Raw genomic sequence first — 23,997 nt, 5'->3', positions numbered from 1 at the left:
CTGGCTGATGGGCCTCTCAGGGATCGGGGCAGGCCAGATTGCGGCGCAGGGCCTCGGCCCGGGAGAGGGCGTCATCCACGTCTTCCGCCAGCACGTTGACATGTCCCATCTTGCGTCCCGCGCGCGCTTCCCGCTTGCCGTAGAGATGCAGCTTGGCTGCCGGTTCGCGGAAGACAGCTTCCCAGCGGGCCCGCTCGCCGCACCAGACATCGCCCAGCAGGTTGAGCATGACCACCGGCGAGAGCAGACGGGTATCGCCCAGCGGCAGGCCGCACAGTGCGCGCACCTGCTGCTCGAACTGGTCGGTCAGGCAGGCATCCAGGGTGTAATGACCGCTGTTGTGCGGGCGCGGCGCAATCTCGTTGATGCGCAGACTGCCATCGCTGAGCAGGAAGAATTCGACCGCCAGCACGCCGATGTAGTCGAGCTTCCGGGCGATGCTTTCGGCCATGTCCCTGGCAAGTTGCGCGGTGGCATGGCCGACTCGCGCAGGTACGATGCTCAGATCGAGAATGCCGTTTTCGTGCTGGTTCTCGGCAACCGGAAAACTGGCGATTTCGCCATCACAGCCGCGCGCCAGCACCACGGAGAGCTCGCGATCCAGCGGCAGGAAGCCTTCCAGCACACAGGCCTCTTCGCCCATCGCCCTGAAAGCGGTGCGTACCTCCTCAAGGCTGTCCACCCGTGCCTGGCCCTTGCCGTCATAGCCAAAGCGGCTGACCTTCAGGAGCGCTGGCCCGCCGATGCCGGCAAAGCCATCCTCGAGATCCCGGCGATTGCGGACCACGGCGAAAGGCGCGGTGGCAAAGCCCTGCCCGCGTAGCCAGGTCTTTTCCTGGATCCGATCCTGGGCCACGCGCAACGCGGCGGCCCCTGGTCGCACGAGGCAGCGATCCGCCAGGAAATCCAGACTGGCCGCAGGCACGTTCTCGAACTCGGTGGTCACTGCGGCACAGCGCCCGGCCAGGACCGTCAGTGCCGCTTCATCGGCATAAGGGGCAATGATCTGCTCGTCGGCCACGCTGCCGGCGGGACTATGCGGGTCGGGGTCGAGCACGACGACACGATAGCCCAGGGTGCGCGCGGCCATGGTGAACATGCGCCCGAGTTGGCCACCGCCGAGCACGCCCAGGGTCGCTTCGGGGAGGATCACGCGATATCCGGCAATTGCTTGGCGAGCACGGACTCGGTCTGCTGGGCGCGAAAGTCAGCCAGCCGCTGTGCCAGCACCGCATCCGCGCAGGCCAGCATGGCGGCGGCAAACAGACCGGCATTGGCCGCACCGGCCTCGCCGATGGCAAAGGTGGCCACGGGAATGCCCTTGGGCATCTGCACGATGGAAAGCAATGAATCCATGCCCTTGAGATACTTCGAGGGTACCGGCACCCCGAGCACGGGCACGGTGGTCTTGGCCGCGAGCATGCCCGGCAGGTGCGCCGCACCACCGGCGCCGGCAATGATGCAGCGCAGGCCGCGCCCCGCCGCGCTGGCGGCGTAGTCAAACAGCAGATCGGGCGTGCGATGGGCAGAGACCACACGCGCTTCGAAGGGCACGCCCAATGCAGTCAGGGCATGGGCGGCATGCTGCATCACCTCCCAGTCGCTCTGACTGCCCATTACCACGCCCACGAGGATCTTTTCCATCATCACTCCAGCGCGCCCGGTATGGTGCCGGGCGGATCATCGAAAACCGCTGATTTTAGGGTGATAACGGGTCGAGAGCAATGCACCTGCCCAGGCGCATAAAGTGAAGGCGCTGCTCAGGGCTGAGGGCAGGCGGACTGTACGCCCCATTGCGCCGCAAAGATTTCAGCCGGCATGGCCCTGGCGAAATACCAACCCTGGCCATAGGACACGCCGATCTCTCGCAAACGGGCCAGGGTCTCGGCATTCTCGATCTGCTCGGCCACCGTTTGCATGCCAAAGGCCCGGGCAATTTCGCAGATGGCGCGGGTCAGGGCCTGGTCGCGCGGACAGCTGTCGATGTCACGGATGAAGCTGCCGTCGATCTTGATGATATTGACCGGCAGGCGTTTGAGATAATTGAAGGAGGCGAAATCGACACCGAAATCATCGAGCGCGAATTGAAAGCCGACCTCCTGCAGCGTGGCAATGAAGTGCGCGGACTTGGCCAGATTGCGCATGGCCTGACTTTCGGTGACCTCGAAGATGATTTCATCCGGCACGATGCGATAGTGGTGGGCCCGTTCGAAGATGTATTCGAGCAATTTCAGATCGTCGAAATTCTGGCCGGACAGGTTGATGCTCAGCGTGATGCCGGGGATGCCGGAGCCAGCCCAGGCAGCCTTCTGTGAAAAGGCCATGTCGATCACGCGCCGGCTGAGTTCGCCCATCAAGCCAAACTGCTCGGCGGTGGTGACCAGCTCATAGGGCGAGAGATCTTCCTGCCCAGGCCGGCACAGGCGCAACAGGGCCTCGGCCTTCAGCCAGGCCCCGCTTTGCAGATCAACGATGGGCTGGAAGTGGAGCGTGAGGCTGTCGGGCTGACGCAGCAGGGATTTGATGCGGCCATAAAGCCCCAGGCGTCGCGAGACATCATCGCGCTGTGCCGGTTCGTAGAAACATACCGTATTGCGTCCGGCAGATTTCGCCTGGTGCATGGCAAGATCCGCCTGCATGAGCAATTCACCGGCACTGCCGGCATTATCGGACAGGCTGATGCCGATGGAGACCGTGGGTGGCGAGAAGCCGTCACTTTCCAGGGCCTCGCCCTGGCGGCTGAAGAGTGACAACAGGGTCTGGGCCCGGCTGCTCACCTCCTCGATACTCGTGAAGGGAATCAAAAGTGAAAACTCGTCACCACCCGATCGCGCCAGTAGCTCGCCCGGGCCCATGTTGGCAAAGAGCAGCGAGGACAGACTCAAAATATAAGCGTCACCGCGCTCATGGCCAAAGGTGTCGTTGACGAACCGGAAATTGTCGATATCGACGAGCAGCATGGCATGGCCTGTTGCCGCCTCCGCCAGACGCTTTTCCAGCAACTGGCGGAACTGACGGCGGTTATAGAGACCGGTCAGCTCATCGTGTTCGGCAAGACGCCGGTTGCGCGCCAGACTGTGCTCAAGTTCATGCTGGGCCTGCTTGCGCGCGGTGACGTCGCGTCCGATGCCGATCAATCCCTGATACTCGCCATTGCTCCGGTCGAACAGGGGCATCTTATAGACTTCGAAATAACGCACCTCGCCATCCACGCCGGGGAAGATTTCCTCGCTGAGACTCAGGTGGCGCGACTGGATGGTTTTCAGATCGCTGGCGATGCATTTGGCAGCATCCCTGGCAGGCAGCAGTTCCCCGTCGGTTTTTCCCTGATAGGCATCGGCGGGCAACCGAAACAATTCGAGGATGGCCGGATTGGCGTATATCCAGGCGTTGCGTTCGTCCTTCATGAACACCGGATCGGGGAAGGCGTCGAGCAGACCATGAAGCTGTGCCAGAATGCGCTTGAGCGACTGGTTCTGGGACCGCAGCCATTCGACCTCGTTCAGGGACGCGAGCAGGGCCGGATTTTCCTGCTGTACCTGCCCGACCGGCACCGCGCTCTGCCCATTCCGTCCTGGCGGGGACTTTTTCTTCTTGTCTGGAAATGCATTCATGCGGGTGCGTTCTGGTCCATGCTGGCGGAAGAGTTCAATGCCGGCTCAAATGCCGGGCAAAAACCTGACAGGGATCATCAAGGGCCGGCACGCGCACCGGCCCCGGTACCCTGATCAGGCGCGTTACCTTCAATCTAGGATATTCCGCCGTTTTTACAAGTTGCGCGCCGACAGGGATTGCGAACAGGGCTGAGACTGCCTTGACCCTGTTTCCCAGGCCGCTATGATACAGCCGCTGATCTCCCTGGCCCTTCGCCTCAGGACCACCCTGAAAAGACCCGACATGACCGATTCCCTGCCACCGCAACGCCAGATTCGCAGTTTCGTCCGCCGTGAAGGCCGCATCACGCCTGCCCAGATGCAAGCCCTGGAACAGTTGCTGCCGCGCTACGGCATTCCCGCGCAGCCACGACAACTGGATATGCTCACCCTGTTCGGCCGCAGTGCTCCGGTGGGCCTGGAGATCGGTTTTGGCAACGGCGAGCATCTGGCGAGCCTGGCTCTGGCGCGTCCAGACTGGAATTTCATTGGTCTGGAAGTGTATCGGCCCGGCATCGGCAAATTGCTGCAGGCCCTTGCGGCACAGCATTGCGACCATGTCCGGGTCGAAAGCAGCGATGCCCAGGAATTCCTGCGGGACCGCATAGTGGCAGAGTCGCTGGACGCCATTTACATTCAGTTCCCTGATCCCTGGCATAAAAAGAAGCATCACAAACGCAGACTGATACAGGCTGCATTTGCCGAAATCCTGCGCGATCGGCTCAGGCCCGGTGGTGAATTGCAACTGGCCACTGACTGGGCCGACTATGCCGAGCAGATGATGGAGGTACTCGAAACGCTACCCGGCCTGCGCAACCTGGCTGGCAAGGGGAATTTCGCGCCACGCCCTGAAAACCGCATTCCGACGAAATTCGAGCGCCGTGGAACAAGGCTTGGGCATGCCGTGTTCGACCTGGCATTTCGCAAGGAATAGCCGATCACCCGCCAGACCCTGCCGGCAGACAGGAATTCCACGGAGTTTTACACAGCCAGGCATTGCACGGATTGCGACGACGAAAACAGTTTTTTCCAGCCTTGTCCTGATCCCGGAAATGCTGGAAATGAAGTATTTCCTGATATTTGAAGTCCGTCATTCCAGTTGCCTTTTCTCTGGCCTGACATGCCTGAGGATGGCCTTTTTCAACTTACAAACAAAATTATCCACAGGATACGATGCAAGGCTTGACAGCAAACCGGAAGGCCCCCATGTCATGAGCAGGACCGAGTAATGCCCAAGGGCATCTGGAGAAACGGAATGCAGGCAGAAACACCAAGCACCCCTTATGAAAGAATTGGCGGCGAGCCAGCCGTGCGCAAACTGGTCGAGCGCTTTTATGCCCACATGGACGAACTGCCGGAGGCATACGGCGTGCGCAAGCTGCACCCCGTGGACCTGGGTGGCTCGGCGGACAAGCTCTACATGTTCCTGAGCGGCTGGCTGGGCGGGCCGCAGCATTATGTGCAGCAGTTTGGCCATCCGCGCCTGCGCATGCGTCATTTTCCCTTTGCCATTGGCGAGGCGGAACGGGATCAGTGGCTGATGTGCATGGATCTGGCACTGCGTGAGACGGTCGACGATGAGGCGCTGCGTCAGGAATTATATGGTGCCTTCGCGCGACTGGCCGATCACATGCGCAATCAGGGTGAAGCTTGAGCATGCGGGGCAAGGTTTCCGGAGCTTGGCTGGGATCACGCAAGGTCTGGCTGATACTGGCACTGGCGGCATCAATGCTGCTGACAGGCTGGCTGCTGCGCCCGGATCCGCGGGTGGCGGCGCTGAACTCTGCCCTGGAATCAATTCCGGCCCTGCGCGATTATCCCTACCCCTTTCGGGTACTGCGCGTCGAAGGCCCGGTGGCGGTGGTCAGCACCCCACGCAGCCCGGCGATGCCGGCCTTCCGGGTGATCTGGGCGATCCACCCGGAACTGCGTCAGGCCGCCTTCGACAGCCCGGCCTATCAGGCCGCCCAGCAGGAAATCTCGCAGATGCAAAAGCTGACGCGACTGACGGTCGAGGCGCAGCCGGGCATCGAACAGGTACACTGGGAGCTTGATATGGACTGGCTGGCGCAACATGCCCAGAGTCCCCAGGACTGATCACGAGGAGAGTGGAATGGATATAGTCGCCCTGGAAACGGTGGAACTGGAAACAGGGCCACAACCGGATGCCAGCGTGATCTGGCTGCATGGGCTGGGTGCCAGCGGGCATGACTTCGAGCCTTTCGTGCCGGAGCTGAAGCTGCCTTCGGCCTTGCGTTTTGTTTTTCCGCATGCGCCACGCCAGGCGGTCAGCATCAATGGCGGCTACGTGATGCGGGCCTGGTATGACATCGCGCACCCGGATCTTGGCATGCTGGTGGATGAAACCGGCATCCGTACCTCGGTCGCGGCGGTTTCCCGGCTGATTGACCGGGAGCGCGAACGCGGGGTGGCGCCGTCCCGGATCATTGTCGCGGGCTTTTCCCAGGGTGGCGTGATCGCCCTGCATGCCAGCCTGCGCTACCCCGAGCGGCTGGCCGGCACGATTGCGCTATCGACCTATCTGCCCTTTCCGGACAGCCTGGACCGCGAGGCGGCCTCTGCCAATCGCGGCCTGCCGATCTTTCTTGCCCATGGCGAGCATGATTCCCTGATCCCGATCACCCAGGCCGAGCGCGCCCGCCAGCAGCTCACCGAGCGCGGCTACCCGGTGGACTGGCATCGTTATCCGATGCAGCACCAGGTCAGCCGCGAGGAGATTGCAGACATCAGCGCCTTTTTGCAGGCGCGGCTAGCTTAAAAGGCTGTCTTAACCAAAGATCTGCTCACCCAGTCCCCACTGCGAGGCCAGGGTCTCGGTGGCGTTGAGAATCTCCTCGGAGCGCGCCGGATGGTTGTAGCGGCCCTCGGCAATCCATTTCAGGGCCGTGTCGCGATCCGGCGCCAGCGCCAGCAGGTGGATGATCTCACCGGCCTCATCGCCAATCACTTCTCCGCCCAGCAACTGACCGCTGTCCATGTCCGCGAGAATGCGCACGAAGCCTTCGGTATCGCCCTGCCCCATGGCCTTTGGAGAGGTCTCGAAGGCGGCGAAGCCGACCGCCGGCTCCAGCTCCTCATCCTCGGCCATGTCGTCGTTCATGCCCAGACGCCCCAGTTCCAGGGCCGAGTACACCAGCTCCGGCACCCAGAGCGGATCCCGCTTTCTGGTATTGCCGTCGATGATGTTGCTCACCGCCAGGGTGGCGTCGGCAAGCGCCTGATTGGCGGTGAGATAGGGCCCTACCACGTCACCAATGGCGTAGATGTGCTTCTCGGCGGTCTGGAGATAATCGGTGGCCTGGACGAAGCCCTTGGCGTCGCGCTTCACCCCGGTATTTTCAAGGCCCAACTCTGCGGTATAGGGGGTGCGGCCGGCAGCGATGAGGACCCAGTCGGCCTCCACCGTCTCGCCGTTTTGCAGGGCCAGGCGCACGCCTTCGTCCGTGACCTCGGCGGATTCGAGCCGGCAACGGCTGCGCGGCTCGACGCCGGCGGCCTTGAGCGCCTTGTTGAGCGCGCCCAGGGCTTGCGGCGTGTAGAGGGTTTTGGAAAGCGGCTTGCTGTTGGTGATCCAGGTCACTTCCTTGCCAAGCATCTGGAAGATGAAGGCGAACTCGGTGCCGATCACGCCGCCACCGACCACCACGACCCGCTTGCCAGTCGGTGCGGCCTCGTCAAACAGCATGTCGCTGTGCAGGATACGTCCGGATGCGGGCGTGATGCCGGCCGGCATGCGTGGCGAGGAGCCCGTGGCGATGATGATGTGGCTGGCGCTGATCTGCGTCTGTCCCCGGCCGTTTTCCACCGCGACCGTATGCGGATCAAGAAAGCGGCCGTGGCCGGTGAACTGCTCTATGCCAAGTCGCTGCAGGTAATCGACGTAGCTCTCCCGCACCGTCTTGACCACTTCATGCTGGTGTTGCCAGGCGACGTTCATGTCGCCCTGCAGCGCGCCGCCGACGATGCCGCGCTTGGCGAAGCCCTTGCTTTTGTTGATCAGCTTGGCGCTGTGATGCCAGTCTTTTTTGGGCACGCAGCCGCGGTTGAGACAGGTGCCGCCCCAGGTCTGGCGCTCGATGATGGCGACTTTCCGGCCGCGCAGGGCGGCCAGCACGGCGGCCCGGTAACCGCCCGGACCACTGCCGATGACAAGAAGATCAAACTGCGTGTTGCTGGATGACATGCAGACTCCCCGAGCGAAAACGGAAATATCCTGAGTTTGGGCCAGGAAGCCTGCTGGGGCAAGGGAGGAATGTTTATGGACCGATCAAGCCCGCTCTATTTAAGCTGAAAGCGCCCCAGCATCTGGCGCAGATCCGAGGCCTTACCGGCCAGCTGCTGGCTGACCTGTCCGGCCTGACGGGTCTCGGCGGCCGTGGACTGGGTGAAGGCGCGGATTTCCTGCACCTGGCGCTCCATGCCATCCACCACCGCCGATTGCGCTTCGGCGCCTGCAGCGATCTGCTGGATCCTGCGGCTGACCCGGTCGATGCTGTCGACGATTTCGCGTAGCGATTGACCCGCCGCATGGGCCTTGCTCACCCCGGTCTGCACTTCCTGCACCCCGCTTTGCATGGCAGTCACCGCCTGGCGGGTTTCCAGCTGGATGCCCTGGATCATGCCATTGATCTCGCCGGTGGCCTTGGCGGTCTTTTCGGCGAGCTTTCTGACTTCATCAGCGACCACGGCAAAGCCGCGTCCCTGCTCGCCGGCCCGCGCCGCCTCGATGGCGGCATTGAGCGCCAAGAGATTGGTCTGATCGGCAATGTCATTGATGACGGCGACGATAGCGCCGATCTGGTCGGATTTCTCGCCCAGCGCACCAACCGCCTGCGCGGCCTGGCTGACCACCTTGTCGATGCGCTGCATGCCACCCACCGCTTCCTGCACCACCTGCCCGCCAGTCTGGGCCAGCTCCGCCGTCCTGCCGGCCGAACCCGCCACTTCGCCAGCATTCCGGGCAATCTCCGCGACAGTGCTGGACAGTTCGCGCATGGACTCGACCATCCGCCCAACGCCGCTTTCCTGGGTCTGCAACTGGCGGTTGACCTGGCCCATCGCGCCCTGGATGGCACCGGCGCCATCATCAACCGACTGCCCAAGCCCCGCCACCTGGCCGATCAGGTCGCGCAGATTGCCGGCCATCTGATTGAAGCTCTGCACGATTACGCCGACGGTATCATGGCTTTCGATCTTGCAGTGGTGGCGCAGATCATTCCTGCTGATGGCGTTGGCAACCGAGGAAATGCGTTCCAGTTTGGCCAGCAGCACCCGCTTGAAGATGAAATAATTCAGAATACCCATGACCAGACCGGCCACCAGGCATCCCGCCACGAAAAAGGGCAGCATGCCGGGTTTCCAGTCGACGAAGAGATTGGCGTAGAAGGGAAATACCATGCCCATCAGGAGGCCAAAGCCCAGGAAGGACAGGAGCATGTTGCGCAGGATGCTGGGTTTCATAAGATTCCTGAAGAAGTGGCTGGCTTGCCATTGATTAACGACACACCAGAAAGTTTCTTCAGAAATAGTCCTCGCAGGACCACTGCGCAAGGAGGTCGGTTCAGGCGCCCTCGTCCACCAGCTTCAGTGCCTCTCCCAGACTGTGTACCCCTACCCACTTGAGCTTGCCGTCCACCAGCAGCGCCGGCACGGATTTGATGCGCAGATTGCTGATGAGCGTGCGGCCCGCGCGGTCCGCAACATCCAGGGCCTGATATTCGATCGGCCGCTGGCGGGCGACCTCTTCCCAGACCCGCTCCGCTTCGGGGCAGGTGGGGCACCATTTGGACTTCAAGAGCGTGACTTGCATGGCGGGACTCCTCTCTGGCTGCTCAATGAGGCGATTGCGGCCTCCATGACATCAGCATAGGGATGCGCATCTGCGCCTGCCTTGATCTGGATCAATGCGCCCAGGCCTGATTTCCGCAAAATGGCTCTCAGGTACATCACTGAAAGGAGCTCGCCATGGAAACCCTGAGCCAGATCTTCACCGAGCATCATCACCTGCTCGATCGTCTGTTCGATGCCGCACGTGCCAGTATCAAGGGCGGCGACTGGATGCTGGCGGAGCCGGAGTTCCAGCACTTTCGCCGCGAAATCGAGAAACACATGGCGGTGGAGGAAAGCTACCTGTTTCCGGCCATGACCGCAGGTGCAGATGCGCAGGACATTGCCCTGGTCGAGATCCTGCGCAAGGGGCATCAGGACCTGCGCAGCTTTTTTGAAGAGATCCTGGAGGCGATCCTCAGCCATGATGCCGAGGAAGCCCTCGCCCTGATGGATACGGTCAGCATCATCCTGGAACAGCATGACAAGCGCGAGGAAGACGAGCTGTATCCGGCGGTCGACCGGCTGTTCACTGGCCAGCGCGGGCCGGTTTTGCAGGCCGTACAGCTTCTGGCGGCCTAAGCACCACTTCAGGTGCGCGGATTTGAACGACGGGCAGCCATGGCACTGCCGAGCTGGCGCAGGTCCTCCGGGGAGAGGACCTCGTGGGCGAAAGGCAGGATCAGTGTGTTTTCCTGCTGGACGTGATCCCGATTGCTCTGACTGAAGTCTACCGCCGGCAGGCAATCGGGTGCGACGTAATCGCCGGCAATAATGCGTTCGAGTTGCGGGACCAGCGCCTCCCAGAGCAAGTCTAGCCGCGCATGTTCCTGCCTCAGGGCGTCCATCAGGGTCAGTATCTCGGTGCGCTGCTGTGTGCGGGCATACGCGGCCAGCATGGGGAAGAAATCCTGCTCTTCATCCTCATGGTGATGCCGCCCGGCGGTGGTGAAATACTGCCGGATCCGGCGCGCGGCCTGGCTCGCCTGGATATCGCTGCCGAACTGACCGAGATGCGCCTGCAGACGCAGGAGCAGTTCGCATTGCGCCTGGATACGGCCATGGCAGGCGGCCAGCAGGCCCAGGGGATCATCAAAACCGGGGGCGGTTTCGGGTAGCTGGATCATGGCTGCTCCACAGGGTCGGGCGCGACCTTGGCCGCATGAAACTCGGACATGGATGCGAGGCCCGGGTGAATGCGGGCATAGAAATCATCCACCACCGCCTGAACCAGGCCCATGCCGATTTCCTCGTGCATCTGCCTGCTGCGATCCTGTTGCATGGTGTATTTGACTCCTTGGCAAGCCCCTGCATTCAGCCGAACAACCAGCCATGAGCGCCGCTCACGAAGCGCTCCATTGTCCCGACCTCCATGCAGGTTCCTTCCCGTCCCGCTGATCATACCCTTGGACACGCACCAGGGACTTGATTTGAATCAATCCAGCAGAGCTCTCTTCAGATCACCCTGGAAAAACGCACCGGCGCGCCCTGGCGCAGGTAGACATCGAAGACCATGCAGACGTTGCGGATCAGCAGCCGGCCGGGCGCCAACACCTCGATGCCGGATGCATGCAGGCGCAGCAGACCGTCGTCGGCCATGCTGGCGAGCATTTGCAGCTCGGCGGCGAAGTAGTCCCGGAACGTGATCCCGAAGCGCGCTTCCATGCTGGCGAAATCCAGCCTGAAGTGACAGATGAGCTGATCGATGACGGCCCGTCGCAGGCGGTCATCATCGCTCAGGGTCATGCCGCGCGCCAGCGGCGAATGCCCGGCGTCGATACGTGCCTGGTAGTCATCCAGGACGCTGACATTCTGGCTGTAGCTGTCGCCAATGCGCGAGATGGCGCTCACGCCCAGGGCAACGATATCGCAATCACCGTGGGTGGAATAACCCTGGAAATTACGATGCAGGGTGCCATCGCGCTGGGCCTGCACCAGACTGTCACCGGGCAGGGCGAAATGATCCATACCGATATAGACGTAGCCCGCCGCGCTCAGCGTTTCGATGCTCTGGCCGAGGATGGCCAGCTTGGCCTCTGCGCTCGGCAGGTCGGCGGCCTGGATGCGCCGCTGCGGTTTGAAGCGTTCCGGCAGATGGGCATAGTTGAACAGCGAGAGGCGGTCGGGCTGTTCGGCGATGACCCGCGCCAGGGTGCGGGCGAAGCTTTCCGGCGTCTGCTGGGGCAGCCCGTAGATCAGATCCAGGCTCAGGGACTTGAAGCCCAGGCGCCGCGCCTCATGCAGCACGCCGAAGGTGCATTCCTCGCTCTGCATGCGGTTGACGGCCCGCTGCACCGCGGGATCGAGATCCTGCACGCCGAGGCTGATCCGGTTGAAGCCCTGATCGCGCAGCAGCGCCAGGGTCCCGGCGCCAAGCCGGCGCGGATCGATCTCGATGCCGTACTCACCCTGATCCCCCTCCAGCAAGGTGAAATGCCGCCTTAAGATGCCCATGAGCGCGGTGATCTCCGCATCGCTCAGGAAGGTTGGCGTGCCACCGCCCCAGTGCAGTTGCGAGACCGGACGCGCACGGTCGAACAGCCCGCCCACGCGCGCGATTTCCCGCTCGAGATGCTGCAGGTAGATCGCCGCGCGACTGTGATCCTTGGTCACCACCTTGTTGCAGGCGCAGTAGAAGCAGACCGTATCGCAAAAGGGCACATGCACGTAGAGCGACAGCGGGCGTCGGGGGTTTTCCGCATTGGTGGCGGCGATGATCTGCTCCAGGGTCGCGGCATCAAAATCCGCCTGAAACTGGGGAGCCGTCGGGTAGGACGTATAACGCGGCCCCTCGCGGTCGTATTTGCGGATCAAAACGGGATCCAGCACCGGGGACTGGTCAGTCATGGTAATTCTCCAACATCATGTGTTTCTGCGAGGCGCAAAAGCTGTTCAGCCCTGGAACGGAAAAAAGCCATGCCCGAGCATCAGGCCCAGGACCAGCACCATCAGCGCCAGCAGAAAATTCACCCGACCGATCAACATGGCCTGTCGACGCAGGCGTTCCGATTCGGGCGAAGTTATCTTGTCAGCCTGGGTGAGAGTCATACTGCGCGGGCCGATGTAAAAATCATGTACCACACTTAAGATCAGGATCACCGATATCAGCGACAACTTCACCTCCAGCAACCGGCCGGGCGGCGACTGCCAGAACCTCGAATCGAGAAGCGCCGCAGGACTTGCACCCAATAGGTAAAGATTGGAGATCCCGCTCAGCACCAAGACGCCGAGTGCAAACCAGGCCACTGTCCGGAACCTCAAACCGATGCGTTCGATCAGCGCTGGGGCCAGGGCACGGTAGGCCTGGGTACGGGCCACCGACATCAGCACCAGCACGAAAAAGGTCATGCCGCCAAGCCAGACCACGATGGACGCCACATGCAGCCACAGGGACAGCAGCATCAGGATGGCACTCATGCCTGTCCTGACCGCGTCCGCAGATAATCGCGCAGGACCAGGGCACTGTTGAGCCCCGGATCGCGGGCACTGTAGATCAGGGTCACAGGACCTTGGACGGCCTGCTCCAGCAAGGGTTGCCAGGCGGCGGGGTTGGCGTCCAGCTCCGCCCGGTAACGCTGCTGAAATGCCTCCCATTTATCGGGATCATGCGCGAACCACTGCCGCAGCCCGGTACTCGGCGCAGCATCCCTGAGCCAAGCATCCAGCGCGGCACTGTCCTTGCGCACGCCTCGGGGCCACAGGCGCTCCACCAGATAGCGCCGACCGTCCTCGGGCCCGGCAGGTTCATAGATGCGCTTGATACAAATGCTCATGCGGCCAGCTCGCAGGAGGACAGGATTCATGGACAGCCGTAAGGCTCAGTGTTTCGTGAAATCGATCACGATCCGTCCCGGTTGCCGTTCGATATAGTGAAAGTGGATGCCTTCAGCGTAGCGCGCCAGCATCTGCTCCAGCAAGGGCAGCGGGTCGTGATCATTCACGAAACGCATGGTCTCGCCCGGTTGCAGCGCGTCCAGGGCGCCGAAAATGGCAGCGTGGCGAAAACGCTTGGCCACACCACGGGCATCCAAGAGATGTGCCTGCTGCTCCAGAATCGGGAAGGCTTGAGGCATGGAAAACTCCTTTGGAAATAGACGCGTGGTCAATCAAAAGTCAGTGTTTTTCCGCCGACCAGGGCCAGATCGGGGTCGTAGAGGTATTCGATGTTGCCGGCCTCGACTTCCTTCAAGTACAGCTCGAACTTGTGCTTGGCATCATCCCAGGAGATGCCCATCTTCTCCACCAGTTCCTCGCAGGGCGAGGCGTGCCACTGCAGCTGCACGATCTTGAAGGGATCGGCACCGCAGGCAAGGGCTGCGAACTGCACGTCGGCCATGATCGGCATCGAGTAGTTCTTCTCGTGCGCCTTGCCGATCCACTGGTTCTTGTCCATGGTGGTGATGCAGCCGGTGTCGTGGCCCACCATCACGTCGGCCCGCGCTTCCTCCTGCGCCACCTTGATCTTGCGATCGATGGTGAAGCTTCTGGTGAACTCGCGCTCACTGATGATGTGCCGAAAGCCAAAGCCGCAGCAGTCATACCAGGTGGAGTAGTCGATCACCTGCGCCCCTAGAGCCATCAGCACCGAGGTGGTCACCGCCACCCGGTTGCCACCCAGCACATCCGGATCATAGATAGCGTCCTCGGGTACCATCTTGTAGACGTGACAAGCCGGATGCACGGTGGTGCGGATGTGGGAGACATCAATGGTCTGCAGCTCGCTGGCTATGCGGTTGCGCATGACGTGCAGCCACTCGGAGTAGTGAATGATCTCCTCGGGGATGACGAGCTTGCCATCCACCAGGCGGCCGATCTTGCCGAGGATCTTCTTCACTTTCTCGCGCAGTGCCGCACTCTCGATCAGGTACTTGCGGATTTCCTTGTAGTTGCCGAAGCTCGTGCCGCAGTGTACCAGGGGATAGAAATAGCCGAGATCATAGCCGTGCTGCTTGCCAGAGACATAGGCCTGGTGGAAGTTGCGCAGGAACACGGCGGCCAGGCTCTCGACGTTGCCGATGCCGGAACCGTGATAGTTCCAGGCGGTGCAACTGGTCTGGTCGGTCTCATCGAGATAATCGCGGCCGGGTACCTGGCCAAGCCGGTTCATGAACCACAGCAGGCTGGTGGGGTAGCCCGGGATGTTGCCGCACTGGCCACAGCTCTTGTGATGCCAGAGCTGTTTGGTGGGAACCCTTTTATCCCAGCCATAGAGCGTCTTGGTCATCACCGGCGCATGTTCGTCGCGGATGCGGTGGATAATGATCTCGCCGTCCTTCTCCAACTCCCACATGTGCTCGCGCACGTCATCCATGCGATCGCCCAGGTCCACCGTGCGCCGGTCCACATGCCGGCGCACCCAGGCTGTCGCATGCTCGGCCTCCTGTGCATTGAGATTGGTGTTCTGAAAAAAGGCGCCGTGACCGGCGATACCCTGTCCGTTAGCGGTGTCGTTGAAGCTCATCGTTGATTCCTCCTGGCCCGGTCGGGGGGCAACATTACCTGAGCAATTTGGTCGGAAATTGGTGCGTGGCAGTGGAGCTGCACCAAGTATTCCAATCTATGCCGGCCGCATCGTCCCCGCCTTGACCTGGATCAAGTCGACCCCTACGAAAATGACAAACCGGCTATCCGACCGGGCATCTGCGGGCCTTGATTCAGCAAATCGGCCAGAGTATAGCGGCTCAAGATCGCCAGGAACTGGGTCACCGCTTCCTGAAGAATGAACTTCAGACTGCAGTTCGCCTCGATCGCGCAACTGCCCTTGCAGGCGGCCAGGCACTCGACGAGTTGCAGATCATCCTCGGTACGCCGCACCAACTCGCCAACGTTGATCTGCGCCGGCGGCCGGGCAAGCTGAATGCCACCGCCACGGCCTCGCAGTGTGCGCACGTAACCCCAGGCCCCCAATTGATGGACCACCTTTACCAGATGGTTATGTGAGATACCGTGGAAGGTGGAGATTTCGCGGATAGTGGAAAGCGACTCCCCTTTGAGCCCGAGGTAGAGCAGTACACGCAGAGCGTAATCGGTATAGAGTGTCAGGCGCATGCGATGGACTCCGGTCAGGCGCGTGTCAGTTGCGCGTAGAGTTGAGGTAGCTGGCGCGGCAGATCGGCCGGCTGGCGGATCAGCACGAAGCCGTTGGCGCCAAAAAGATGTGGTAGATAGCTGCCGGCCTGCTCATCGATGGTGACGCAGAAAGGCAGCAGCCCCTGGCGACGGGCGGCCTGGACCGCTTGGCGGGTATCCTCGATGCCGTAGCGGCCCTCGTAGTGATCGAGGTCGTTCGGCTTGCCGTCTGTGAGCAGCAGGAGCAGACGCTGGCGGGCCGGCTGGCGGGCCAGCAGGGTGCTGGCGTTGCGGATAGCCGCGCCCATGCGGGTATAGTAACCGGGCTTGATGGCGGCGATGCGCCCCTTCGCCAGTCGGTCATAAGGCGCCGCGAAATCCTTGAGCACATGAAATCGCACGTTCTGACGCTTGATGGAGCTGAATCCATACAGGGCGAACTGGTCGCCACTGGCGGACAAGGCCTCGGCAAACAGAAACAGGCTGTCGCGAATCACGTCGATCACGCGCGCAGCGTTACTGACCCAAGCATCGGTGGACAGCGACAGATCTGCCAGCAGCAGGCAGGCCAGATCACGCCGGCGTTCATGGCGCGCTTGATACAGGCCACGCGGGCCAGCTGTGACGCCGCTCCGGCGCTCGGCCAGATCACGCACGCAGGCGTCCAGATCCGGCTCTTCACCGTCGGGTTCCCCTTTGCGCCACTGCCGCGGCACGCTCAGGGTTTCAAAATGCCGACGCAGACGCCGGGCGATGGGCATCAGGCCCGGCGGCAGTTCTCCCGGGACGACATCGGTGGCCTGCATGGCTTGCAGGCGACAGTGCGCTGGTTGCAGAAGCGCTTTGCGGTAGTCCCATTCCGGCAGCAGGATACCCTCCCCCAGCGGAGTTTCATCCATGGCGGCGGGCGGCAGGTCAAGATCGAAGCGCAGCCGCGAGGCGATGCGCTGGTCGTCGGGAACGATGCTGATCCGGTCGAGATCATCCAGGGCCTTGTCGGCATTCGTATCGTCATCATCGTCGCTGGGGCGGTTGACGCGCACGAACTCGGCCCAGCTCAACAGGCTTTCGGCGCGAAAAAACATCAGAAAGCCGCTCTTGTCTGCTGACTGCTCCACCTGCTCACCCTGGCGCCGGCGCGCATCGGCGGCCTTGCGGCTCTTGCCGTCGCCTTCGGCGCCAGCGGCTGGATCGCTGGCATTGCGCGCCAGCATGCCCGCAGACGGCGGCGCCGGATGCAGCCAGAGCTGGACCGGTTGCGGCGGCCTGCGGGCGGACGGCAGCACAGCGACACTGCCAGGGGCTTGCAGGGCGGCACGTATGGCGCGTTCCTGCGCCGCCTCTTCGGTCGGCAGACGTTCGGGTTCGGGGCGCAGAGGCAGGTAAGCCGCCAACAGGCGCCCATAGCGACTTTGCAAACCTGGATAGCGTGACAGAAGCCTCTGGGTGGCAGCCTGACTCTGATGGAACCAGTCCCCGGCCGTCGGCGCATCACAAGCCGCCAGCGCCGCCAACCAGAGGTAGAGATCCCGGTTCAGGGTACGCTCGGGAAACAGTGCGATGCGCGCCGGCAACCGCAGTGTTTCGGCGTCGCGCCAGGCGAGTTCCGCCTTTTCGTCACTGCCCGCCAAACGGCTCCGAAGTCCGCGCCGGGCACCATGGCGAGTAGCGCTGGCCGCTTCCACACTCAGGCCGCCATCTCCACCCAGGGCACGAAATAGGACGCCGAGCGTCTTGCGCAACTCTTCCAACGACACGGCTGCCGCCGGATGGTCCTGACGCGCCCAGCCGGTGACCAGCCTGTGCCAGAGGGCGCCAACCTGTTCTTCCATGCTCCATGTTCCTCAATAGCCGAAGTTGACCTGTACCACTTCCATCAAGGCCGCCGCCGTCTCTTCATCGTCGGTGAGCGGCTCGACCAAGGCGGCCCGGCACGCCTCCAGGGGATCGAAGCCGCTCTGGATGAGCCGGGCGGCGTAGATCAGCAGCCGGGTGCTGGCAACCTCTTCGAGATCATGCTCCTTGAGAGTGCGCAGGGCCCCGGCCAGTGCGACCAGGCGCTCCGCCAGACGGATATCGATGCCGGTTTCGCCGATCACGATCTCGCGTTCCCGCACCGGTTCCGGAAAACCGAAGCGAAGCGACACGAAGCGCTGGCGGGTGCTCGGCTTCATGCTTTTCAGCAGGTTCTGATAGCCGGGGTTGTAGGACACCACCAGCATGAAGTCCGAGGGCGCCTGCAAGGTCTCGCCGGTGCGTTCGATCGGCAGGATGCGCCGATCGTCGGTGAGCGGATGCAGCACCACTGTGGTGTCCTTGCGCGCCTCGGTCACCTCGTCGAGATAGCAGATGCCACCCTCGCGCACAGCGCGGGTGAGCGGCCCATCCTGCCAATAGGTGGTCCCATCGCCGATCAAATGCCGGCCTACCAGATCGGCGGCACTCAGGTCGTCGTGGCAGGCAACGGTAAACAGCGGCAACCCCAGACGGCTCGCCATGTAACTCACGAAACGCGTCTTGCCACAGCCGGTCGGTCCCTTGATGAGCAGGGGTAACTGATTGCGCCAGGCCTGCTCGAAAAGGGCGATTTCCTCGGCCTGGGCCGCGTAGAAAGGTAGCGAGGCGTCCGAATCGGCCAGGTGCAAAGTGGATGATGATGGGGTCATGCATTCTTCTCCGGAATGGAATTCAGGCCCTGCCCAGTAGATAGGCGAGGGCGATCATGGAAATGACCAGGCCCAGATAGCCGGCCATGAGCAGACGCCAACCGCGCGCCACACGGCGCAGACCCATGAAATGGCTAGCCACGAGATGGCTTTTGAGCAGGGCGATCGCCAGCACCAGGACCATGATCGATGTCCCCCCCAAGCTGGCCTCGCCGATGCCGAAACTCAGCAGGGTCAGAGCTACCAGTGCCAACCAGGTACGGGTACAGGGACGAACTGTCAGTGCAATATGCATAAATATCTATCTCAGCGGATGACGTAGACCAGGGCGAAGAGGATCACCCAGACGAGATCCACCATGTGCCAGTAGGAAGCGCCGGTCTCAACCCCAGTGTGCTGCGTGGCGCTGTAACCGCCGCGACGCGCCTTGAAAGCCACTACCGCCAGGATGACCATGCCCATCAGCACATGCATGAAATGAAACAGCGTGAGCGACAGATAAAACATGTAAAAGGTGTTGGTGCTGAGCGAAATCCCGGCTGAGAACTTGGCGTGGAACTCCATCAGCTTGATGGCAACGAAGACAGCGCCCAGCCCGATTGCTCCGAACAGCCAGTTGGAACAAGACAGATTCCGGCCCATGCGGATGGCCGCCACGGCGCGCACCGCGAAATAGCTGCTGGTGATGAGCACCAGGGTGTTGACTGCACCGGAGACCTTGTTGATGGTCAGTTGCGAGGCGTTGAAGAGCGCCACGTCCTGACTGCGCGCGAAGGCATAGGCCAGAAAAAAGATGCCGAAGGCCAGCAGTTCCGCGAAGATGAAGACCCATATGGCAAAATCTCCTGGCAGATCGTCTGCTGGTCTGGAACTCAGGACCACGGCTTCCGATTGCATGTTTTATCCCTCCTCGAAGGAGCGGAAGGGAGCCATCTCCCTCCCGCGTTTCAATTCAGGCTCTGGCGTAGGCGGTCTTCGCCTGCCAGGCCTCCTGACTGCCCACGAAGAAGCTCGTGAAGTAGCTCAGCAACCCCGCCAGGAAGACAAAACCGGCCGCCTCACGCATCCAGTAGAAGAGCCGTATCTTGTCCTGCACCACCATGAAGGACAGCGGCGAATCGCTATAGCGTTGCATCCAGACCTGCAGGATGCCGGCGCCGGTCAGGAACAACGTGATCGCCACCATGGCCGTTACCATCAGCCAGAAGCCAGTCATCTCCCAGCGCTGGGCGACCGGGCTGTTGGCAATGCGGCCGCGCAGGATGGGCATGGCGTAGGAGATGATGGTGAGATTGATCATCGCGTAGGCGCCGAAGAAGGCCAGATGACCGTGCGCAGCGGTGAGCTGGGTGCCATGGGTGTAGTAGTTCACCGGCGCGAGCGTGTGCAGGAAGCCCCAGACACCGGCGCCGAGGAAGGCCACCACCGCCGTACCCAGCGCCCACAGCGTGGCAGCGCGGTTGGGATGGTCGCGGCGGCGCTTGTTCACCATCTGAAAGGCGAACAAGGTCATCATGAAGAAAGGAATCGGCTCCAGCGCGGAGAACACCGAGCTCAGCCACTGCCAGTACTCCGGCGCACCGATCCAGTAGTAGTGGTGACCGGTGCCGATGAGGCCGGTGATCAGGGTCATGGCGATAATGACGTAGAGCCATTTCTCGACGATTTCACGGTCGACGCCGGTGACCTTGATCAGCACGAAGGCGAGAATCGCGCCGAGGATGAGCTCCCAGACGCCTTCCACCCAGAGGTGCACCACCCACCACCAGAAGTACTTGTCGAGCACCAGGTTGCTGGGGTTGTAGAAGGAAAACAGGAAAAAGATCGCCAGCCCCCAGAGCCCCAGCAGCAGCACCAGGGTCACGCTGGTCTTGCGCCCCTTGAGCACCGTCATGGAGATGTTGAAGAGAAACAACAGGGCCACGACCACGATGCCGATCTTGGTCAGCAGAGGCTGCTCCAGGAACTCGCGCCCCATGGTCGGCAGGATGTTGTTGCCTGTCATCTCGGCTAGCTTGGCATAGGGCACCATCAAATAGCCGAGAATGGTCAGGACACCAGCGGCCAGAAAGATCCAGAAGGTCGCCAGGGCCAGTTTCGGACTGAACAGCTCCCGTTCCGACTCTTCCGGCACCAGATAATAGGCCGCGCCCATGAAACCGAACAGCAGCCACACGATCAGGAGATTCGTGTGGACCATGCGGGCCACGTTGAAGGGAATGGCCGGAAAGAGAAAATCGCCGGCGAGATACTGGTAACCCATTATGAGGCCGAAGATGATCTGCCCCAGAAAGAGTCCCAGCGCCGCAATGAAATAAGGTTTGGCTACTGCCTGAGATTGATATTGCATCATGTGCGCTCCTCGACTCGTGATCAACCTTCGATGTTCGGTGGCCAGTTGCTGGTGTTGACCTCGGAGGCCCATTTCAGAAAGGCCGTCACGTCGTCGAGTTCCTGATCGGTCAGATGGAACTGTGGCATCTGCCGCCGCCCCGGCACCCCAGTCGGCTGGCCCTTGATCCAGGCCTTGATGAATTCGCCGCCGCGGCGCGGATAGACGTTGCCGAGTTCGGGGGCGTAATAGGCACCCTCGCCGAAAAGGGTATGGCAGCCGATACAATCGTTTTGCTCCCACACATGCTTGCCGCGAACCACCTGCTCGGTGATGTTCTCGCGGTGATCGCGTTCGGGCAGCGCCTGCACCGTATCGACGGTCAGGGCGACAAAGAGCAGGAAAAAGAATGCCCCGCCGCCATAAAAGATGTTGCGCGTCATGGATTTGGTGAATACCTGGCTCATCGTCATCGCCCTCCCTGGCCAAGGACTGCTTTCATGGCACGCGGACCCACCAGCTCGCAGCCAAAAGCTTCATTAAAAATATATGTTTGCAAGTGCAAGCCTCCTCCTGAATTGTTCCCTGCCACCGCCGCACGGGTGCGGCGTGGAGGACACTTTAAACCCGCATCCGGGGCGGAATCCTTGACCTGGATCAATGCCCCGATGAAATCATTCAGGAAAAATCATCCCATGGATCCAGGCTCACTCGTTTCAACCGTCACAAAGGGAACATTCATGAACGCCATCACTGAGTATCTGGTCAGCGACCATCAGCATTGCGACGAACTGTTCGCGCTGGCGGAAGCCGCCGCGTCAGGGAAAGAGATGGATCGCGCCCCCGTCCAAGCCTTCCTGGACGCAATGCGACAGCATTTCAAGCGCGAAGAGGAGGTTCTGTTTCCGTCGGTGGAGGCAAGAACCGGGATGCACATGGGTCCGACGCGTGTCATGCGCATGGAGCACCGGCAGATGGAAGAACTGTTTCAGGACCTGGAGGGCGCCCTGCAATGGGGCGATCGGGAGAACTTTCTGGGCCTGGCCGAAACCCTGCTGGTCATGATGCAGCAACACAACATGAAGGAGGAACAAATCCTTTACCCCATGGCCGATCAAGTGCTCAATGGCAAGCAGGCGGACATGATCAGTGCAATGCGACAGCTTGACACCTAGAGGATGGCGCGATGGATAAGGAACAATTATTGGACGTGCGGGAGCTGGAGCCGCCGGAACCGCTGCAAGCGGTACTAAATACCCTGGCCACGCTCTCCCCGAGGCAGCGCCTGCGGGTGATCCATCATCGCGAGCCCTACCCCCTCTATCCCATTCTCGATCAATGGGGGCTCACTTATGAAACACGGCAGCATACGCCGGATCATTACGAGATCCTGATCTGGCATCCGGATGTCATCTGAAGCCAGATCCCGAACGAGCGGCGCGGGACTTTCCTTCGAGCAGGCTCCGCCCATCGGCGGACCGCTGCGCTTTTTTATCACCGCGCCACTTTTCCTGCTACTGGCCGCCCTCCTGATACTCTGGCAAGGTCCGGCGCTGTTCGCGAGTCGCTGGACACCAGGCATGCTGGCGGCCACCCATGCCGTGACCCTGGGCTTTCTGGCGCAGGCGATGATGGGCGCGCTCCTGCAGATGCTGCCCGTGGTCGCCGGTTCGCCCGTGTCCCGCCCGCACGCCACGGCGGCCCTGGTGCATGTTCTGACCCTGCCCGGCACGCTGACGCTCCTGCTGGGTTTCCTGCTACAGCAAGCAGTTTTCTTCCACGCCGCACTGATGCTACTGGGCGCGGGGTTCGCGGTCTTTGCCAGCGCCATCGGCATCAGCCTATGGCGCGCGCCGGCGAACAACCCCGGCGTGCGCGCCATGCGCCTGGCACTCATCACCCTGCTCGTGACCGTGCTGCTGGGCACCTATCTGGCCCTGGGGCATGCTGGTGACGTGCCGCTGGCGCGCTTTCCCCTCACCGACCTGCATCTCGCCTGGGGCATGCTGGGCTGGGTGGGTATCCTGATCGCCGGTGTGGCCTACCAGGTCGTGCCCATGTTCCAGCTCACCCCAGGCTACCCCGGACGAATGACCCGCTGGCTGGGCGGCTCGCTGTTTTTTCTACTCGCAGTATTTTCCCTGGCCGCCGGGCTTCCCGCTGCCGCCTTCCTGCGGCCGCCCTCCGGCATCGGCCTGGCACTCGGATTCCTCGGTTTCGCCGCAATCACCTTGCGCCTTCAGGCGCGGCGCCGGCGTCGCTTGCCCGACGTGACACTCGACTTCTGGCGCGTCAGCATGATCAGTCTGATATTGGCTGCCCTGCTTTGGAGTACCACCCAGATGATCCCGCAGTGGCAAGCGGTAGCCGGTTATCCCCTGCTGCTCGGTATCCTGTTCATCGTGGGATTCGCGGTTTCGGCGGTCAATGGCATGCTCTACAAGATTCTACCCTTTCTCGCATGGTTTCATCTGCAAAGCCGCCTGCGCGGAACCGCTCCCAATATCCGCGAACTCCTGCCCGAGAACCGCGCCCGTCTCCAGTTTCGCTTGCATCTATCGGCCTTGGTTCTGCTTGTGCTGGCCATTCTGGACCCTGAAACCTTCGCTTATCCCGCCGGAATCCTGAGCACCGCATCTTCCGGCCTGCTCTGGTGGAACCTGTTCCTTGCCTGGCGGGTTTATATAAAAAGAACCCAAGCCCTCACCGGCTGACCGCCACACTGTAGTTGCGCAATCGGGCGGGATCATGGACAAGGATTTCGCGGCCGTTCACGCTGAGCAGGTCGGCGGCGCTGAGCTCATGCAGGATGCGGGAAAAAGTCTCGGGCGAGATATTGAGTCGGGAGGCAATCACATGCTTGCTGGCGGGCAGACGCACTCGCAGACCGCCGCCATTTTCTTCGCCATCACGGTCCTGGGTCAGCAGATAACCGATCACGCGCTCCGTGCCCGAATGCAGCGAATATGCCTCCACATCCCGCACGATGCCATGCAGCCGGCGGCAAACGCCAGCCAGCATCCGCCGCGCGAACAGAGAGCTTTTTTCAATTTCCTCGAACACCGCAGACTTGGAAATATGCAACAATAGCGTATCCGTGATCGCCTGGGTGTAAACCAGATACGGTGTATCAAGGAACATGGCCGCCTCGCCGAAGCTTTGCCCGGCACGGACGATATCGATCACCTTTTCCGCGCCCTGCGGGGTGGAAAAGGCCAGCTTGATCTGGCCATGAACCACGATATAGAAGCCCTGCGGCTGGGAGCCTTTCTGGAATAACAGTTCACCACGGACAAGATGCTGCTCGCGGGTGCCCAGCACGAGCTGTTCGATGTCCTCCGCGGACAGCTCCCTGAATAGGGCAATATTGGAAAGAATGGCCTTGAGCTTGATCCTGCTCACCATGAACTCCGGATAAATAAGATATTTT

At 61.6% G+C, this 23,997-nt stretch carries 29 protein-coding genes; 8 read left to right on the top strand and 21 right to left on the bottom strand.

The genetic code is table 11. From position 1 onward, the window contains the following. Window positions 1-16 precede the first annotated feature (16 nt). The 3 genes from WOB96_RS08045 to WOB96_RS08035 all read right to left on the bottom strand — a co-directional run bounded on the left by WOB96_RS08045 (window position 17) and on the right by WOB96_RS08035 (window position 3,614). Complete coding sequence (locus WOB96_RS08045) at window positions 17-1,153, bottom strand: 5-(carboxyamino)imidazole ribonucleotide synthase (RefSeq protein WP_341370776.1); 1,137 nt, start codon at window positions 1,151-1,153, stop codon at window positions 17-19. After that, a complete protein-coding gene (gene purE / locus WOB96_RS08040; RefSeq protein ID WP_341370775.1) occupies window positions 1,150-1,644 on the bottom strand; it encodes a 5-(carboxyamino)imidazole ribonucleotide mutase in 495 nt (164 codons plus the stop codon). Before purE ends, WOB96_RS08045 begins: the two co-directional genes overlap by 4 nt. Window positions 1,645-1,760: 116 nt before the next feature. Next, window positions 1,761-3,614 carry a putative bifunctional diguanylate cyclase/phosphodiesterase gene (locus tag WOB96_RS08035; RefSeq protein ID WP_341370774.1) on the bottom strand — a complete coding sequence of 618 codons (1,854 nt, stop codon included), beginning with the start codon at window positions 3,612-3,614 and terminating at the stop codon, window positions 1,761-1,763. Window positions 3,615-3,897: 283 nt separating this feature from the next. Between WOB96_RS08035 and trmB the strand changes: the two genes are divergently transcribed. From trmB to WOB96_RS08015, 4 genes are all read left to right on the top strand, one after another. Beyond that, the gene (gene trmB, locus WOB96_RS08030) at window positions 3,898-4,587 is read left to right on the top strand and encodes a tRNA (guanosine(46)-N7)-methyltransferase TrmB (RefSeq protein ID WP_341370773.1); all 690 of its coding nucleotides are present in this window, start codon (window positions 3,898-3,900) and stop codon (window positions 4,585-4,587) included. 321 nt (window positions 4,588-4,908) lie between these two features. After that, window positions 4,909-5,307: a group II truncated hemoglobin gene (locus WOB96_RS08025; RefSeq protein WP_341370772.1), complete on the top strand. Its 399-nt coding sequence runs from the start codon at window positions 4,909-4,911 to the stop codon at window positions 5,305-5,307. A gap of 2 nt (window positions 5,308-5,309) precedes the next feature. After that, window positions 5,310-5,750 (top strand): hypothetical protein, encoded by a 441-nt coding sequence (locus WOB96_RS08020; RefSeq protein ID WP_341370771.1) that lies wholly within the window; start codon window positions 5,310-5,312, stop codon window positions 5,748-5,750. 16 nt (window positions 5,751-5,766) lie between these two features. Further along, window positions 5,767-6,432 carry an alpha/beta hydrolase gene (locus tag WOB96_RS08015; protein WP_341370770.1) on the top strand — a complete coding sequence of 222 codons (666 nt, stop codon included), beginning with the start codon at window positions 5,767-5,769 and terminating at the stop codon, window positions 6,430-6,432. A gap of 9 nt (window positions 6,433-6,441) precedes the next feature. Here the strand turns inward: WOB96_RS08015 and WOB96_RS08010 are convergent, their stop codons facing one another. From WOB96_RS08010 to WOB96_RS08000, 3 genes are all read right to left on the bottom strand, one after another. After that, the gene (locus WOB96_RS08010; RefSeq protein ID WP_341370769.1) at window positions 6,442-7,857 is read right to left on the bottom strand and encodes a dihydrolipoyl dehydrogenase family protein; all 1,416 of its coding nucleotides are present in this window, start codon (window positions 7,855-7,857) and stop codon (window positions 6,442-6,444) included. 95 nt (window positions 7,858-7,952) lie between these two features. Next, the gene (locus WOB96_RS08005; RefSeq protein ID WP_341370768.1) at window positions 7,953-9,134 is read right to left on the bottom strand and encodes a methyl-accepting chemotaxis protein; all 1,182 of its coding nucleotides are present in this window, start codon (window positions 9,132-9,134) and stop codon (window positions 7,953-7,955) included. A gap of 100 nt (window positions 9,135-9,234) precedes the next feature. After that, the gene (locus tag WOB96_RS08000) at window positions 9,235-9,483 is read right to left on the bottom strand and encodes a thioredoxin family protein (protein WP_341370767.1); all 249 of its coding nucleotides are present in this window, start codon (window positions 9,481-9,483) and stop codon (window positions 9,235-9,237) included. A 155-nt stretch (window positions 9,484-9,638) separates the two neighbouring features. Between WOB96_RS08000 and WOB96_RS07995 the strand changes: the two genes are divergently transcribed. Further along, complete coding sequence (locus tag WOB96_RS07995; protein ID WP_341370766.1) at window positions 9,639-10,082, top strand: hemerythrin domain-containing protein; 444 nt, start codon at window positions 9,639-9,641, stop codon at window positions 10,080-10,082. Window positions 10,083-10,090: 8 nt separating this feature from the next. Here WOB96_RS07995 and WOB96_RS07990 read toward each other — a convergent pair whose 3' ends face one another. The 14 genes from WOB96_RS07990 to WOB96_RS07925 form a co-directional block, all read right to left on the bottom strand. Then, the gene (locus WOB96_RS07990; RefSeq protein ID WP_341370765.1) at window positions 10,091-10,627 is read right to left on the bottom strand and encodes a hemerythrin domain-containing protein; all 537 of its coding nucleotides are present in this window, start codon (window positions 10,625-10,627) and stop codon (window positions 10,091-10,093) included. After that, window positions 10,624-10,782 carry a hypothetical protein gene (locus WOB96_RS07985; RefSeq protein ID WP_341370764.1) on the bottom strand — a complete coding sequence of 53 codons (159 nt, stop codon included), beginning with the start codon at window positions 10,780-10,782 and terminating at the stop codon, window positions 10,624-10,626. The genes WOB96_RS07990 and WOB96_RS07985 overlap by 4 nt, the downstream gene beginning before the upstream one ends. 173 nt (window positions 10,783-10,955) lie before the next feature. Then, on the bottom strand, window positions 10,956-12,347 hold the full coding sequence (gene hemN / locus WOB96_RS07980) for an oxygen-independent coproporphyrinogen III oxidase (protein ID WP_341370763.1): 1,392 nt from the start codon (window positions 12,345-12,347) through the stop codon (window positions 10,956-10,958). A gap of 45 nt (window positions 12,348-12,392) precedes the next feature. Continuing rightward, window positions 12,393-12,917: a CopD family protein gene (locus tag WOB96_RS07975; protein WP_341370762.1), complete on the bottom strand. Its 525-nt coding sequence runs from the start codon at window positions 12,915-12,917 to the stop codon at window positions 12,393-12,395. Continuing rightward, entirely contained in the window at window positions 12,914-13,273 is a 360-nt protein-coding gene (locus WOB96_RS07970; RefSeq protein WP_341370761.1) for a DUF488 domain-containing protein, read from the bottom strand. Before WOB96_RS07970 ends, WOB96_RS07975 begins: the two co-directional genes overlap by 4 nt. Window positions 13,274-13,318: 45 nt before the next feature. Beyond that, complete coding sequence (locus WOB96_RS07965) at window positions 13,319-13,573, bottom strand: DUF2249 domain-containing protein (protein ID WP_341370760.1); 255 nt, start codon at window positions 13,571-13,573, stop codon at window positions 13,319-13,321. A 29-nt stretch (window positions 13,574-13,602) separates the two neighbouring features. Next, window positions 13,603-14,961 carry a heterodisulfide reductase-related iron-sulfur binding cluster gene (locus tag WOB96_RS07960; protein ID WP_341370759.1) on the bottom strand — a complete coding sequence of 453 codons (1,359 nt, stop codon included), beginning with the start codon at window positions 14,959-14,961 and terminating at the stop codon, window positions 13,603-13,605. 143 nt (window positions 14,962-15,104) lie between these two features. Beyond that, window positions 15,105-15,548, bottom strand: coding sequence for an RrF2 family transcriptional regulator (locus WOB96_RS07955; RefSeq protein WP_341370758.1), 444 nt, complete (start codon window positions 15,546-15,548; stop codon window positions 15,105-15,107). Between the two features lie 14 nt (window positions 15,549-15,562). Continuing rightward, window positions 15,563-17,401, bottom strand: a complete 1,839-nt coding sequence (locus tag WOB96_RS07950; protein WP_341370757.1) for a nitric oxide reductase activation protein NorD — start codon at window positions 17,399-17,401, stop codon at window positions 15,563-15,565. A gap of 12 nt (window positions 17,402-17,413) precedes the next feature. Continuing rightward, window positions 17,414-18,235, bottom strand: coding sequence for a CbbQ/NirQ/NorQ/GpvN family protein (locus WOB96_RS07945; protein ID WP_341370756.1), 822 nt, complete (start codon window positions 18,233-18,235; stop codon window positions 17,414-17,416). Window positions 18,236-18,257: 22 nt separating this feature from the next. Beyond that, complete coding sequence (locus tag WOB96_RS07940; RefSeq protein WP_341370755.1) at window positions 18,258-18,488, bottom strand: cytochrome C oxidase subunit IV family protein; 231 nt, start codon at window positions 18,486-18,488, stop codon at window positions 18,258-18,260. A gap of 53 nt (window positions 18,489-18,541) precedes the next feature. Further along, window positions 18,542-19,132 (bottom strand): cytochrome c oxidase subunit 3 family protein, encoded by a 591-nt coding sequence (locus WOB96_RS07935; protein ID WP_341370754.1) that lies wholly within the window; start codon window positions 19,130-19,132, stop codon window positions 18,542-18,544. 55 nt (window positions 19,133-19,187) lie between these two features. Beyond that, on the bottom strand, window positions 19,188-20,588 hold the full coding sequence (locus tag WOB96_RS07930; RefSeq protein ID WP_341370753.1) for a cbb3-type cytochrome c oxidase subunit I: 1,401 nt from the start codon (window positions 20,586-20,588) through the stop codon (window positions 19,188-19,190). A gap of 20 nt (window positions 20,589-20,608) precedes the next feature. Continuing rightward, window positions 20,609-21,034, bottom strand: a complete 426-nt coding sequence (locus WOB96_RS07925; RefSeq protein ID WP_341370752.1) for a c-type cytochrome — start codon at window positions 21,032-21,034, stop codon at window positions 20,609-20,611. A gap of 33 nt (window positions 21,035-21,067) precedes the next feature. On the opposite strand from WOB96_RS07925, the gene WOB96_RS07920 reads away from it, so the two are divergent. Genes WOB96_RS07920 through WOB96_RS07910 form a run of 3 tightly spaced genes read left to right on the top strand, consistent with a single transcriptional unit; the run spans window position 21,068 to window position 23,281 of the window. After that, window positions 21,068-21,742, top strand: a complete 675-nt coding sequence (locus tag WOB96_RS07920; protein ID WP_341370751.1) for a hemerythrin domain-containing protein — start codon at window positions 21,068-21,070, stop codon at window positions 21,740-21,742. An 11-nt stretch (window positions 21,743-21,753) separates the two neighbouring features. Then, a complete protein-coding gene (locus tag WOB96_RS07915; protein WP_341370750.1) occupies window positions 21,754-21,984 on the top strand; it encodes a DUF2249 domain-containing protein in 231 nt (76 codons plus the stop codon). Further along, window positions 21,974-23,281, top strand: coding sequence for a hypothetical protein (locus WOB96_RS07910; RefSeq protein WP_341370749.1), 1,308 nt, complete (start codon window positions 21,974-21,976; stop codon window positions 23,279-23,281). Before WOB96_RS07915 ends, WOB96_RS07910 begins: the two co-directional genes overlap by 11 nt. Here WOB96_RS07910 and WOB96_RS07905 read toward each other — a convergent pair. Next, on the bottom strand, window positions 23,271-23,969 hold the full coding sequence (locus WOB96_RS07905) for a Crp/Fnr family transcriptional regulator (RefSeq protein ID WP_341370748.1): 699 nt from the start codon (window positions 23,967-23,969) through the stop codon (window positions 23,271-23,273). The genes WOB96_RS07910 and WOB96_RS07905 overlap by 11 nt on opposite strands. Window positions 23,970-23,997: the final 28 nt, after the last annotated feature.

The sequence above is a fragment of the Thermithiobacillus plumbiphilus genome, assembly GCF_038070005.1.
Taxonomy (GTDB): domain Bacteria; phylum Pseudomonadota; class Gammaproteobacteria; order Acidithiobacillales; family Thermithiobacillaceae; genus JBBPCO01.
Note: the sequence above shows the minus strand (reverse complement) of the source record. Positions and strands in the feature narration are given on the sequence as shown.